Source organism: Marinobacter sp. EhC06, assembly GCF_001650915.1.
Taxonomy (GTDB): Bacteria; Pseudomonadota; Gammaproteobacteria; order Pseudomonadales; family Oleiphilaceae; genus Marinobacter.
This window is the reverse complement of sequence record NZ_LXYO01000001.1, coordinates 301904-315769: the sequence shown is the minus strand read 5'-3', so window position 1 is coordinate 315769 and position 13866 is coordinate 301904. Positions and strand designations below refer to the sequence as shown.

Genomic DNA, 13866 nt, shown 5'->3' with positions numbered 1-13866 from the left:
ACGGCGATTGTGACTCTGCTCACTCTATTGGCCGATCTGCCTTGGTTATAGTGTGATTGCGGCAAATAAAAAATAATGTAAAACCCTGCCGCCTGTGAGCACCGGGAAAACCAAAAACAAACCGGGCTGCAGTGGAGTCGGGCGTCGGAAACTGGCTCTAAAATACTACTTCAGAGACACAAAATATGAGACAGCGAGCGTATGGATACGCTGCCGTCACCCTGTTCTGCCTGGGTATTGCGCCCGTTGCCCAGGCCGAGCTGGAGCCCATTTCTGAGGAAACAATGGGTGAGGTGACCGGGCAGGCTTTTATGCAGATCGAGAACATACCGGGAGATAGCCACGCGTTCACGCGTATGACGCTGACCATGGATGTGGAAACCCGGATGAACGTGGATGACGTGCAAGCCGGCGAGATTGATGGCGGCGTGGACTTCGCTGCACAGCATGTGGCGCTGGGCCATATTGCCCGTAATGACGGTGAGCAGTTCAACGGCCGTACTTACAGTGCCGGAGATACGGTTCATTTCGAGGCGTTCAAGCCTTATATCGAGCTGGCGGAAGACCCTGCCGAGGGGAAGCTTTCGGGCTTTCGTATGGGGTTCGGGCAGGCGAGAGGTTCGGTTTCTTCTTTGACCAGCAGTTTCAGTGGCGATATTGGCCTGAAGCTGGTGGACGGCTCCGGGCAGGAATTCGACGCTACGCTTTTTGATGAGAACACCCAGGCCACCAATTATCGGGCCAGCCATATCGGCATTGATGATGGAACAGCGGACTGTACCTCTGGCACTAACTGCGCACCTCTGACGCACCTTCAGTCACTGTATGTGGGCCAAGAGGGCGCTGATGGCGTGACCGATTTCACCAGCGATTTCTTCATTGGTTTCCAGCGAGAAGGGGTGGAGTGGCAGAGCCCGGACGGTGCCAATGTAATCAACGCTGGCAAAGGGGTGTTTATCAATTTGCCCACGAGCATGAAAGTGGATATGAGCCAATTGATTACCCAAGGCGTGGATCGGCTGCAGACCCATCGGGACGATATGGGTACCCAATTGTTTTAAATGCTAAACTCCTGCCAGTGTTTAACCCATTCGGCAGGAGCTTAGTCCCTTGATCCGCTCGTTTTACTGGCACGATTACGAAACCTTCGGGGTAGACCCGATTCACGACAGGCCTTCCCAGTTTGCCGGCGTGCGAACGGATGCGGATCTCAATATCATCGAAGAACCGCTGGTAATCTACTGCAAGCCTGCCGATGACTACTTACCAGCGCCAGAGGCCTGCCTGATCACCGGCATTACTCCTCAAAAAGCCCTGGAAGACGGTTTTCCGGAGGCCGAGTTTATCGCCCAGATCAACGAAGCTTTCAGCCAGCCCGGCACCTGTGTGGTGGGTTACAACAGCCTGCGCTTCGACGACGAGGTTACCCGTCACACCCTGTACCGCAACCTGCGCGACCCTTACGCCCGCGAATGGCAGAACGGCAATTCCCGCTGGGACATCATTGATATGGTGCGCCTGACCTATGCTCTGCGCCCGGAGGGTATCAACTGGCCCCGCAAGGAAGATGGCAGTCCCAGTTTCAAACTGGAGGAGCTGACCGTTGCCAACGGCATTGCCCACGAGGCGGCCCACGATGCGATGTCGGATGTGGAGGCAACCATTGCGGTAGCCAAACTGATCAAAGAAAAACAGCCAAAGCTCTTTGATTTTGTGCTGCAGAACAAGGACAAGCACTCAGCCCGAGCGATGCTGGACACCGCCACCATGAAGCCGGTGTTCCACATATCCGCCAAGTACCCGGCCAGCCGGGGTTGCTGCGCAATGGTGGCGCCGGTGGCCGAGCACCCCACCAACAAGAACCTGGTGATTGTTTACGACCTGCGTGAAGACCCCTCCGAGTTGATAAACGCCAGCCCTGAGCAGATTCGTGAGCGGGTGTTTACTTCCCAGGCGGAATTGGGGGAGGGCGTAAGCCGCTTTCCACTGAAAGGGGTGCAACTGAACAAGTGCCCGGTAATGGCGCCGGCGAACATGCTTTCTACCCTATCGCAAGAACGCCTGGAAGAACTGGCGCTGGATGGTGATACTTTGCGGGCCAATCTGGCCATGTTGCGCAAGGCCCCGGATCTACCAGCCAGGATTGCCGAGGCCTTCGACCAGCCCCACGAAAGCGACCTTACCGACCCGGACGAACAGCTCTATGCTGGCGGCTTTATCAGCAAAGCCGACCGCGAGAAACTGAACTGGGTGCTGGAGCAGCCGGTGGAAACCCTGGGCGAGCTGGATGTGACCTTTGAAGATGATCGTCTGCAGGAGCTGCTGTTTCGTTATCGGGCGCGGAATTATCCGGGCAGTCTGATGGGTGAGGAGCTGGAGCGATGGGAGGAGTTTCGCAGCCAGAGGCTAATGCACCCGAAGAAGGGCTGGCGGTCTTTGGAGGCGTATGCCCAGGAGCTACAGCGCCTCGCAGCAGACCCGGAATTGACGCCGGAGAGGCGGCATATCCTTGAGGATTTGCATTTGTATGGGGAGTCTTTGATTCCTTATATCTGATAGGGATGTTGGCTCCGTTGGAGCCGCCATTGTTTAATGCGCCTTCGCCTGCAAGAGAATGCGCTTTTTTGTCGGATTACGGCTTTCGCCTAATCCGACCTACATGGCTTAGGCATCAGCCCGGATTCCAACGCGTAGGTCGGATTAGGCGAAGCCGTAATCCGACACCCCACTAAAGCCCGTAGGTCGGATTAGGCGAAAGCCGTAATCCGACACCCCAAGCACGAAGCTAATTCACCGCCGCTTCACAAAATAAACACTCAAACTCTGCCCCATCAGACTCTGCACCTCACTGCCCAGTGCCTCCGCCTGAATTTGCTTCTGCACCGGTCCGGTTGCCAGGCTGTGGCCATCCACATCCCGCGCTTTCACGAGCTTCCATTCCACCTCGTTACTCGCCATGGCCATCAACTCTTTCAGTTGTGACGTGTCCTGCGGCCGGAACCATCTGTCTCGGCAGCCGCCGAGGCTGTAGAAATCGGCGTCGGCGGTCAGTTCCTGCCAGGCGGTATCGTTTCTATTGGCAAGAACCATCCGGCGGAGCTGTCGCAGCGTCTGGCGGGTGGGTTGGAGCTTGTGCTCGGCAACCAGTTTGCGAATCTGTTTGTCGCCGGAGGTTTGCTCGGCAATGGCGGTATGCATGTGCACCACAGCGCCGGAGCCGGTGGCCTGGTTAACCAGAGCCGCCAGAGACAGGGTGGTCATGGCCGATGAGGGCAGGCGACCGACTTCGATCCAGTGCACCTGGTGGCCATCGGCCACAAAACGCTGGGCGATGGACCAGGGCCAGAACACGATGTTGTCCATACCCATCTCGTTCGCCATGCGCGTGGCTTTGGCGATGTTGGCCAGGGATTCATCCACTGCGATCACTTCCACATCGTCCAGATAGCTGGCCAGTTCCATCGCCCGCTGGCCAGATTGCGCACCGCACACCATGATGCGAAGGGTGGCCGGGAGGTTTTCTGTGTCCAGCCCCAGTTCAGTGGCCATCAGTGTTTTAAGGCTGCTTTCGGTGCGGTAGGCCAACTGAGACCAGGACGGCCATGCCTGGGGAACATCGGTCTTATCCAGACAAAGTTCCTCGGCCTTCTCATCGAAATTCTGTTTGATCGCCTCTTCCTCGGCGCGATCGTAATAGCTGGCGGCCAGAACGGGCTGTAACGCCAGAGGCCAGTCCACTAGGTTCCATTGGCCAAGTTGTACCGCGAAAGGCTGGTGGAAGAGGGCGCCATACATTGCGCTGATCATCAATGAGCCGATGAGTCCGTCCTGCTCCTCGCCAAGGGCAAACTGGGCCTGGATGCTGTCGTTGATGGCAGAGATCAGTCGCTCTTCATCGTCTTCGGCGGACAGGGCATAGCCGGCTCTGTCGGCGTATTGAGCGATGGCCAGCGTCAGGCGCTGCAGTTCGTCCCGAAGTTCAACGGTTTGTGCAACTTCGGCAATGATCGCACGACGCAGCAGGGTAACCAGCTCTTCCACGGCCGGATTGGGCATCAGGATTCTCTGGAGGGCGAGGATCAGCAGTTCATCTTCGCTGGCGGCATCCAGGAAAATCTGAGCATCCGGGTTATCCAGATCGTATTGCTGATGAATAATGGCGCTGACAAACTGGCCCAGCTCCTGATGCGGCAAGCCATCCCGCTGGAGAAGGGCGATAGCATCACGGGCCAGTGCAGAATCCGCCTTGCTCACTTTCAAGTGCTGGGCACAGGTTAGCATGCCGCTGTAGACGGAATCCCATTCGGCGCCGGTTTCCAGCAGCTTGCGGTAGTGCAGGTAGGCCACATCGAACTGCCCCTGCAAACGCTTTGAATGGGCAACACCGCAGAAAGCGGCGGCAGATTGCCGCTCGCAGTCCAGAGCCTGCAGGAAATACTGCTCTGCAAGCGCCGCCCGCTCGGTTTTCAGGGCCCAGTAGCCCAGGTTGCAATACTGCTGCGCCTCATCCGGCTGATGGTCCAGGCTGGCATTGAACAGGGTATGTGCTTTCTCAAGCTGCCCGTCGTCCATCTCCACGCGGCCAAGCAGGCCCAGGCCACCGGCATTCTCCGGCTCCAGAGCCAGCGCCTCGTTCAGGTAGCCCCGACATTCCTGCCGGGCCTTCAACCGCTGAATATGGCTGAGCCCGTTGCTGTTGGACTCTCCGTAGGCAAGGTTGGCCTGCAGAAGCAGGCGGGCAACCTGGGCCTGTTGGGATTGGGATACCTGGACTTGATGCTTGGCTTGCATGGGACACCTCATAAAACCTGCCGCGGCAGTCACTGCGATCAAAAAGTAGGTCGGATTAGCCAGGGGCGTAATCCGACATCACCCGGTCTGCCTCATTAACCCTGCAGCAACTGCAGAACCTGCTGGGGCCTTGCGTTGGCCTGTGCCAGAACGGAGAGGCCTGCCTGCTGGAGGACCTGGGTTCGGGCCAATTCGGCGGATTCGGCGGCGAAGTCTGCATCCCGGATCCGGGAGCGGGCCGCCGACAGGTTCTCGGACGTGGTGCTCAAGTTCGCGATGGTGGACTCAAGTCGGTTTTGGGCGGCACCAAGATCGGCGCGGATGCCGCTTATTGTTTCCAGGGCGGCATCGACAACGGCAAGGGCGCTGGTTGCCCCATCAACAGTGCTGATGTCGATTCCTGATACGGCTTCTGGAGTGGAGCCCGCTGCAATGTTCTGGGCACTATTCAGAACACTGCCTGCTGCCAGAGTCGCGTCTGAGGTGGCTGCAAAGCTTACCGATGAATCGAGAGTCAGTTCGCCAGCGATTCGGGTAGCATTAGCAGCGCCACTTGTCAGTTCAATAGCGCTTGGGTCACCACTTCCCTGAACCGCCAGCTGCTGTGCACCGGTAGCAGTAAAGTCTTCAATGGTTATGTCCTTGCCTTGTTCTTGAACCAGCGTGATACTGCCGTCATTTTCTACTTCGGCAGTAATGCCGGTCTTGCCCGAAGCTGCGTTTACCTCTCGAGCAATGGCGGACAGGTCATTGGCATCTGTAATCTGCGCTGAGATCGTTGCTGAACTGCTACCATTTGAGATTGTGAGTGACACGGTTTGTGGCACTGCAATCGGTGTCGTTGCAGTATTGCTGAGGGTCGCGGAGGTTCGTGCGGTAGCGTTAACACCCGTGGTCGCCGCTATATCATTTATGGAGGCGGCGATATCTTCAGCAGTATCTCCGGCGGTGATTGGTACAACTTGGCTGTCCAGGGAACTCGAAATCGTGAGGTTTTGAGCGCCGATCGTGTTCTGCGCCGGGAGCGTAGCGTTGGCTGCCGTAGTAGAGCCTGTACCCTGGTTAAGAGTTGCGTTGGCTGCTGAGAGCGTATTGTTGGCAAGGTCGTCTGTGCGAGCTCCCTCAATAGAAACTGCAATGCTCTGGTTTTCGTTAGCGCCCGCCTGGAATTTTTGGGCTTGGAACGTGCCATCCAGCAGCTTGAGTCCGTTGAACTCAGTGGTAGTGGCAATTCGCTCAAGCTCTCCTTTCAACTGGTTCACTTCAGATTGCAGAGCCTTTCGGTCGGAAGCCGAGTTCGTGGCGTTAGCAGATTGAACCGCCAGTTCACGGATGCGCTGCAAAATGTTGCCGGACTCGCCAAGGGCGCCTTCTGCCGTCTGGGCAAGAGAAATGCCGTCATTGGCATTCCTGATTGCCTGGTTGAGGCCTTTGATCTGAGAGGTGAAGCGTTCGGAGATCGCAAGGCCTGCGGCATCGTCTTTGGCAGAGTTGATTCTCAAACCCGAAGAAAGACGCTGAAGTGCAACGTTGGCATCTTCCTGAGAGGCATTGAGGTTTCGCTGCGCGTTGAGTGACGCAATGTTGGTGTTGATGATCTGAGGCATGTCTCTTCTCCCTGCTCAGAGGTGCCGGCTATTCGTTTTTTCCGAAAACAGGAAACGAACGACCGGCAGGTATTCGTTTGATTGCCGTTTTTATCTGAGTAAGCGAAGGGCGTGCCACTTTCGGTAATATGCTTTTAAGGCTATGAAAATAAAGCTAAAAAATATATAGATTGGGTGTTTTTTGACTGATCGTTACGTTTTCGGATTCTTTTTTCTGGCATGCGTTTGCCGCTTTTTAAACGGTTTTACATTCCTTTACAAAATTTGGGCTTTTTTTTCTAAAGGATGGGAATGGGGGGCCGTTAAGCGGTGTAACAGGGCGGCGCTCCCAAAGTGAAAAAAGGGCGCCAGACCTTTTCCATGAAATAACGACACCAGTCGAAGGAGAAGCATAATGGCTCTCGGTATTAACACTAACGTTGCGTCACTGTCCGCTCAGAATCAGCTGAGCAAGTCTCAAGAACTTTCGAATCAGGCGTTGGAGCGTTTGTCTTCAGGTCTGAGGATTAACTCTGCAAAAGATGATGCGGCAGGGCTGGCGATTTCTACTCGATTCCAATCACAGATTTCTGGTTTGAATGTTGCTCAGCGGAATGCGAACGATGGTATTTCTCTGGCGCAAACCGCAGAAGGTGCTTTGGAGGAAACTACCAACATCATTCAGCGTATCCGTGAGCTTTCGGTCCAGTCCGCTAACTCTACAAACTCGTCTTCAGACCGCTCTGCGCTGCAAGGCGAAGTAAACCAGCTCAAGCAAGAGCTCGATCGCATTGCAAGCACTACACAGTTTAACGGCCTGAATCTCTTGGATGGTAGCTTTACAGCCCAGTCATTTCAGGTTGGTGCGAACGCCAATCAGACAATTTCAGTGTCAATCACTGGCGCGCGCGGTGCAGATATCGGTAACAACACCGTTTCTGGCGAGAGTGACACTACTGTCAGCCAAGGTACGGGTTCTGTTGCTGTAGCCGCCGCTGATGTGGCGACAGTAGCAAATAATACTATTGCTACCCAGGACATCACCGTATCTGGTACCGAAGGCTCTAAAGTCATTAGCCTTACTCAAGGCGACACTGCTGAAGCGATTGCTGCGGCAGTGAACGCCGAAACTGGAACCACCGGCGTGACAGCTACAGCGTCCACAACAGCGACGTTTGCTGGCCTCTCGGATGATGGCACAGTCTCATTCACTCTGGGAAGTGGTGGTGATACTGCCACTATCTCTGCGGCGGTCACTACAACGGATCTCGGCGCTCTGGCAAAAGCCATCAACGATACCTCCGGCACGACTGGCATCACTGCCGAAGCCAACGGGGGTGAAATTACCCTGACTCAGGCCGATGGTAAAGATATCCGATTGGAAAATTTTGCCAACTCCGGTAATGCTACTGGTACCGCTACACTTCAAGGCAGTGGCGATCCTTCAGCTGTCACACTCACAGCTGGTACCTCTGATAGTACTATTGCTTCAGGTTCGGTTGAGTTTTCATCATCTGGTGCATTTTCTGTCAGTTCCTCAGTGGCAGAGACTGCAGGCAGTATTTTGAACGTCGCGGCTGATACTGTAGTTGGATCCAATCTTCAGTCTGTGTCCTCTATTGACATCGGGACTGTAGCTGGCGCCAACAGCGCAATTGAGATTGCTGACGCCGCACTGGAGCAAATCAGTGGTATTAGGGCTGATCTCGGTGCGGCTCAGAACCGCTTCGAAAGCACAATTGCTAACCTGGCGACCACCTCTGAAAACCTGAGTGCTGCAAACAGCCGAATCCTGGACGCAGACTTCGCGGCTGAAACAGCGAAACTATCCAAGTCCCAGGTTCTGCAGCAGGCTGGTATCTCAGTACTGGCACAGGCGAACGCCCGTCCGCAGCAGGTTCTGTCCCTCCTGCAGTAATTGGGGCATAGCGGTACTAGCCGGAACCTGCGGGTTCCGGCTTAGCGCCGTTTTAGGATAGCGAGGTAAGCTATGAATGACGTTAACCTGAACAGCCCGGATCTGAAGCTGGTTCGTGCCAGTGACCAAGCGCCGGCTCGGGCAATTTCGTCATCTCAGGCCGAAGGCAGGAATGCCTCCGACCTTGCCTCTTCGACAGCGGGACGCGTTGCTCCCACATCTACAGCTCCTCAAACGCAGGATGTTTCCAGAACGGAACAGCTTCAGAAGCAGAATGAGGCCCAGCGGGAAGAGCTTGATGATGCGGTGTCGCAGTTGAACAGTTATGTTCAGAATGTCCAGCGGGATCTGCAGTTTGAAGTGAATAACGAACTGGGTCAGACGGTTGTTCGTGTAGTGGACCAGCAAACCCAGGAAGTCATTCGGCAGATTCCAGATGAAGTGGCAATGAGGTTGGCAGAAAACTTGCAGCAGGATGAGCCGCTGACGTTGTTTAATATCAAAGTGTAAGCGGTTGCCGCCTATACAGTGATTTAAGCATCGGTATTTCAGCACCGCCGCACCCGAGAGGGTCCGGCGGTGTTCTGCGTTATGAGCTAAGCTTGTTTTTACAAGCTGTTACAAATTGGTGAAAGAAAAAGGCAAAGTTTTGCCGCATTTTGCCGATAACCTGAACAGTGAGTGGATTAGCCCCCTTGAGGAGGCACAGTTATGGCAAGTATTTCATCCTTGGGTATCGGTTCCGGCGTGTTGACGTCGGACCTGGTTGATCAGTTGGTCCAGGCTGAGCGGGCCCCAACTGAGAACCGTCTTGCCCAGAAAACGGAACAGACTCAGGCGTTGATCTCGGCTTACGGGAAGCTGCGCAGTGCCATCACTGAACTACGCCTCCCCATGAGGCAATTGAGTGCCCCAGATAACCTGCAGGCCTTCTCGGCGAGCTCGTCCAATGAAGACATAGCGGTGGCAGTGGACAGTTCCAAAGCCAACCGCGGCACCTACAGTGTTGAAGTCACCAGTTTGGCAAGTGCGCAGGCGCTCGCGTCTCGGGACGTCTTTGCGGACCGGGACTCAACAAGTATTGGCCAGGGGACGCTAACTCTCTCCGTTGGCAACAACACTGCGAATATTACGATTGATAACAGCAATGACACGCTTCAGGGACTGGCCAACGCCATTAATGAGGCGGAGGCTGGGGTATCAGCTGGCGTAATCGATACAGGCAATGGTTTCCAGCTGGTTCTGTCTGCCGATGAGACGGGTACAGATAATGCTGTGAGTATTTCCGTTTCCGGGGATTCAGGCGGTACCGATACTGATAACCAGGGACTTTCGCGATTTGCCTTCAACACGGGAATGGATGCCGATTCTGGTTTGAACGAAACGATCGCCGCCTCTGACGCGGTCATGAAGATAAACGGAGTCGAAGTCACTCGTTCTACCAACAACTTTGAAAATGTTATTGATGGTCTTACCTTCGATATCGCAGCCACCGGAACTTCCATTGTTAAGGTTCAGCAGGACTACGGCGCTGTCGCTGATCGTGTGGCAGGGTTTGTCGACAAATTTAATTCTCTTCAGTCGACGATTGACAGCCTTGCCGGCTTCAATGCAGAGGCTGGCGTAGGCGGGCTTCTCAATGGAGACAGAACAGTCAGGGGGATTCAAAATCAGCTCCGCCAGATTCTGACCCGGGTCGTTCCTGGCCTCGAAGGGGCAAGCGTGAGGAGTCTGGCCGACGTTGGTATCACCACCAACTTTGAGACGGGAGGTCTTGATTTTGACAGGGCGAAATTTCAAGAGCAGTTGAAGAATAATCCGGACGATGTTACTGCCTTGTTTGCCGAACAGGGGCGCGCAAGTGACAGCCAGGTTGAGTTTGTACGAAGCGGGGTAAATACCGAACCCGGCGAATATGCTATCAACATCACCCAAGCTGCGACTCAGGGAAGTCTGGTGGGAGCTTCTGCCGTTTCTGCCCCAGTCACAATTGACGGAAGCAACGATGAGTTAACGTTTCTGGTAAATGGCGAAACGACCGTCAGCGTTCAGTTGACCCAGCAAACCTATAATTCCGCTCAGGAATTGGTGGATGAGCTCCAGGCGCAGCTCAATGCTAATAATGCACTCAGCGCCTCTGGTGGCTCAGTTCAGGTGGGTATAGGGGCTGGAGGTGAGTTAACGTTTACCTCCTCCCAGTACGGCAGCGGCTCCAATGTCAGTATTACCTCTGTTGAAGACGGGGCCGCCTATGGCTTGGCGGTTGCCACTGGAGCAGTCGGATCCGATGTCGCAGGTACGATTGGTGGTCGGACAGCCCAAGGAGATGGTCAGGTTCTGTTCCTTGATGATGGCAGTGGTGGAGCGTCCGGGCTTCAGGTTCGTATTCTGGGCGATCAGACCGGAAATCGCGGCTCAATTACCTTTGTAGAAGGTGTCGCAGAGCGAACAGTTGATCTTGTGACCAGCTTCGTTGGCGCCGACGGTGCTCTCGAATCACGCACAGAAAGCCTTAACCGTGACCTTGAGCAGATTCAGCAGAATCAGGCACGTTTGGAAGAGCGAATCGCAGCTTATCGTGAGCGCCTCGTAAGCCAGTTCACAGCAGCCGACTCACTGATTTCGCAGCTCAACAGCACCCAAGACTACGTAAGCCAGCAGCTTGCAGCGCTTGCACCCCAAAACAACCGGAACAACAACTGATCGGCGTTAGTCGGTTAGCGAACGAAGAGGTCTGATATGAACGGTTTACAGGCATACCAGCGCGTAAACACCCAAACCAGCATCACCGATGCCGACCCACACAAGCTGATTCAGCTTTTGTACAACGGTGCTCTTGAGCGCATCAACATGGCAAAGGCGCGGATGCAGGCGAAGGATTACGAAGGCAAGGGTAAGCTGATCTCTAAGGCGATTGAGATTATCGGCGGCTTGCGCAGCTTCCTGGATTTTGAGAAGGGCGGCGATCTGGCTGTTCGTCTGGAAGGTCTTTATGACTACATGGAGCGGACGCTGTTCGAAGCGAACTCAAAGAATGACGTTGCCAAACTCGATGAGGTTGCTGATTTGCTTAGAGCCATCAAAGAAGGCTGGGACGGCATTCGCGAGGAAGCCGTAGGCGGCCAACAGCATGCTGTCTAAAGCGAATATCTGATTGCCATGCTATCCCCGGTTATTGGGCTGGGTAATACCCCGGCCCAATAGCCATTCCCCCCGCTCTCCCGTACAATACTGCCCTTATTTTCAACACATCCATTCTGTTCAGTCTGGAGCAAGGGCATGTCTGATATCAAAAAGGTGGTGCTGGCCTATTCCGGTGGCCTGGATACTTCCGTAATCGTTCGGTGGTTGCAGGATACCTATAACTGTGAGGTGGTAACGTTTACCGCCGACATCGGCCAGGGCGAGGAAGTTGAGCCGGCGCGGGCGAAAGCCGAGGCGTTGGGCGTTAAGGAAATCTACATCGAGGACTTGCGCGAGGAGTTTGTGCGCGATTACGTGTTCCCGATGTTCCGCGCGAACACCATCTACGAGGGTGAGTACCTGCTGGGTACGTCCATTGCCCGTCCTTTGATTGCCAAGCGTCTGATCGATATCGCCAATGAGACTGGCGCCGATGCCATTTCCCACGGTGCCACCGGTAAGGGTAACGACCAGGTGCGTTTCGAGCTCGGTGCCTACGCGCTGAAGCCGGGCGTGAAAGTGATTGCCCCCTGGCGTGAGTGGGATCTGAATTCCCGCGAGAAGCTGCTGAAGTACTGCGAAGAGCGCAACATCCCGGTGGAAATGAAGAAGGGCAAGAGCCCGTACTCCATGGATGCCAACCTGCTGCACATCTCTTACGAAGGCATCAACCTGGAAGATCCCTGGGCGGAAGCCGAGGAAGATATGTGGCGCTGGAGTGTGTCTCCGGAAGCCGCGCCGGATGAGCCGACCTACGTTGAGCTGACCTACAAGAAGGGCGACATTGTTGCTATCGATGGTCAGGACATGAAGCCCCACGTGGTTCTGGAAACCCTGAACAAGCTTGCGGGTGCCAACGGTATCGGCCGTCTGGACATCGTTGAGAACCGCTACGTGGGCATGAAGTCCCGCGGCTGTTACGAAACCCCGGGCGGCACCATCATGCTGCGTGCCCACCGTGCCATCGAGTCCATCACCCTGGACCGCGAAGTGGCGCACCTGAAAGACAGCATCATGCCGCGCTACGCCGAGGTGATCTACAACGGTTACTGGTGGTCCCCGGAGCGTGAGGCGCTGCAGGCACTGATCGATCAGACCCAGCACTATGTGAACGGCACCGTTCGCCTGAAGCTCTACAAGGGCAATGTGGATGTGGTTGGCCGTAAATCAGAGGATTCTCTGTTCGATGAGAAGATTGCCACCTTTGAGGAAGATCAGGGTGCATACGATCAGAAGGATGCGGAAGGCTTTATCAAGCTGAATGCGCTGCGTCTGCGGATTGCTGCTGGCAAAGGCCGCAAGCTTTAAGTCTGCTCTACGGACGCCCGGAACTCTCCGGGCGTCTTCCCCGTTACCGCCTTGAACTTCCTGTGAAACGACGTGGTTTCACTGTATCCCAGCCTCAGTGCAATATCCGGAATGGCCAACTCGCTGTTGCGAAGATAGTCCTCGGCCATTTTTTGCCGCACTTCATCTAACAGTTTCTGGTAAGACACACCTTCCTGGCCGAGTTTTCTCTGCAGGGTTCGGCTGGTCATGCCCAGGTCTTCGGCCACCATGTCTTGTCGGGTGATACCGTGCATCAGTTGTTGCTGGATGCTGTGGCGGACCTTTGAAGTCAGGTCGCTGTCGGTATCCAGGGAGGCCAGTTGGCTCAGGGCGTGAGCTTCCAGGGTTTTGCGGAGCAGGGGGTCGGGTTGTCTCAGTCGTGTTTCCAGCAGGTTTTTCTTGAGCGTAAGGCTGTCTTCATCGGCCGAGAAGGTGACCGGGCAGTGCCAGCGCTCCTGGTAGGCCTTTTCAAATTCTGAACCTGGCGAGGATCGGCGGAGTTTTACCGAGCTGGGGGAGGCTTCCTGATTATCCGCAAGCCAGCGGGCATAGTTCACCCAGGAGGCAAACACGTTATCCACCAGTTGCGGCCGAACGATGGGATCGGTGTAGTTGCAGTTCCAGGTAAGTTTGATGTCTTCGCCTTTCATGGCGAGGCTGGTGGTGCCCATATCTCCGACGAGTTTTTCGAACGGCGCAATGCGTGCCACTGCTTCGCCCAGGGTGGCGCAGCTCATGGTGATGTAGCCAAGCACGCTGTAGGAGCCAGGCTGAACAAAGTCGCCAGTTTCCAGGCCCAGAATGGGGTTGCCGGTTTGTTCGCACAATAAACGGATAAAGTGCTGGAACTGTTCACCGTTAATGCGGCCGTCGTCGGTGTCCAGGATGTTCTGGTCCAATTCGGCCTGGTCGAATAGGCGATTGATATCCGCGCCGGCGGATTCGGCAGCACGAACGTATTGGCGCAGGGCAGCGACGGAGGCGGTTCCGAGGGTTTTCATGGTTACAGCACTGTTTTTGGAGTCGTTATCGTTGGAGTATAACGGAACTGGTGCGTAA

At 55.2% G+C, this 13866-nt stretch carries 10 protein-coding genes; 7 read left to right on the top strand and 3 right to left on the bottom strand.

Annotated elements, in window-relative coordinates:
• The first annotated feature begins 185 nt into the window (after positions 1–185).
• Together A8B84_RS01405 and sbcB are read left to right on the top strand one after the other, a co-directional pair.
• The gene (locus A8B84_RS01405) at positions 186–1061 is read left to right on the top strand and encodes a hypothetical protein (protein WP_064228751.1); all 876 of its coding nucleotides are present in this window, start codon (positions 186–188) and stop codon (positions 1059–1061) included.
• Positions 1062–1110: 49 nt separating this feature from the next.
• Positions 1111–2556: an exodeoxyribonuclease I gene (gene sbcB, locus A8B84_RS01400; RefSeq protein ID WP_064228752.1), complete on the top strand. Its 1446-nt coding sequence runs from the start codon at positions 1111–1113 to the stop codon at positions 2554–2556.
• Between the two features lie 234 nt (positions 2557–2790).
• Here sbcB and A8B84_RS01395 read toward each other — a convergent pair whose 3' ends face one another.
• Both A8B84_RS01395 and A8B84_RS01390 read right to left on the bottom strand, forming a co-directional pair.
• Positions 2791–4791, bottom strand: a complete 2001-nt coding sequence (locus tag A8B84_RS01395) for a hypothetical protein (protein ID WP_064228753.1) — start codon at positions 4789–4791, stop codon at positions 2791–2793.
• A 95-nt stretch (positions 4792–4886) separates the two neighbouring features.
• Entirely contained in the window at positions 4887–6398 is a 1512-nt protein-coding gene (locus A8B84_RS01390; RefSeq protein ID WP_064228754.1) for a flagellin, read from the bottom strand.
• Between the two features lie 394 nt (positions 6399–6792).
• On the opposite strand from A8B84_RS01390, the gene A8B84_RS22015 reads away from it, so the two are divergent.
• The 5 genes from A8B84_RS22015 to A8B84_RS01365 all read left to right on the top strand — a co-directional run bounded on the left by A8B84_RS22015 (position 6793) and on the right by A8B84_RS01365 (position 12786).
• Positions 6793–8295 (top strand): flagellin, encoded by a 1503-nt coding sequence (locus A8B84_RS22015; RefSeq protein ID WP_064228755.1) that lies wholly within the window; start codon positions 6793–6795, stop codon positions 8293–8295.
• Positions 8296–8367: 72 nt separating this feature from the next.
• Positions 8368–8805: a flagellar protein FlaG gene (locus tag A8B84_RS01380; protein ID WP_064228756.1), complete on the top strand. Its 438-nt coding sequence runs from the start codon at positions 8368–8370 to the stop codon at positions 8803–8805.
• Positions 8806–9006: 201 nt separating this feature from the next.
• Positions 9007–10998 carry a flagellar filament capping protein FliD gene (gene fliD / locus A8B84_RS01375; RefSeq protein WP_064228757.1) on the top strand — a complete coding sequence of 664 codons (1992 nt, stop codon included), beginning with the start codon at positions 9007–9009 and terminating at the stop codon, positions 10996–10998.
• Between the two features lie 36 nt (positions 10999–11034).
• Complete coding sequence (gene fliS / locus A8B84_RS01370) at positions 11035–11436, top strand: flagellar export chaperone FliS (protein ID WP_064228758.1); 402 nt, start codon at positions 11035–11037, stop codon at positions 11434–11436.
• A gap of 138 nt (positions 11437–11574) precedes the next feature.
• On the top strand, positions 11575–12786 hold the full coding sequence (locus tag A8B84_RS01365; protein ID WP_064228759.1) for an argininosuccinate synthase: 1212 nt from the start codon (positions 11575–11577) through the stop codon (positions 12784–12786).
• On the opposite strand, the gene A8B84_RS01360 is transcribed toward A8B84_RS01365, so the two are convergent.
• Entirely contained in the window at positions 12783–13808 is a 1026-nt protein-coding gene (locus A8B84_RS01360; protein ID WP_064228760.1) for an AraC family transcriptional regulator, read from the bottom strand. The genes A8B84_RS01365 and A8B84_RS01360 overlap by 4 nt on opposite strands.
• Positions 13809–13866 lie beyond the last annotated feature (58 nt).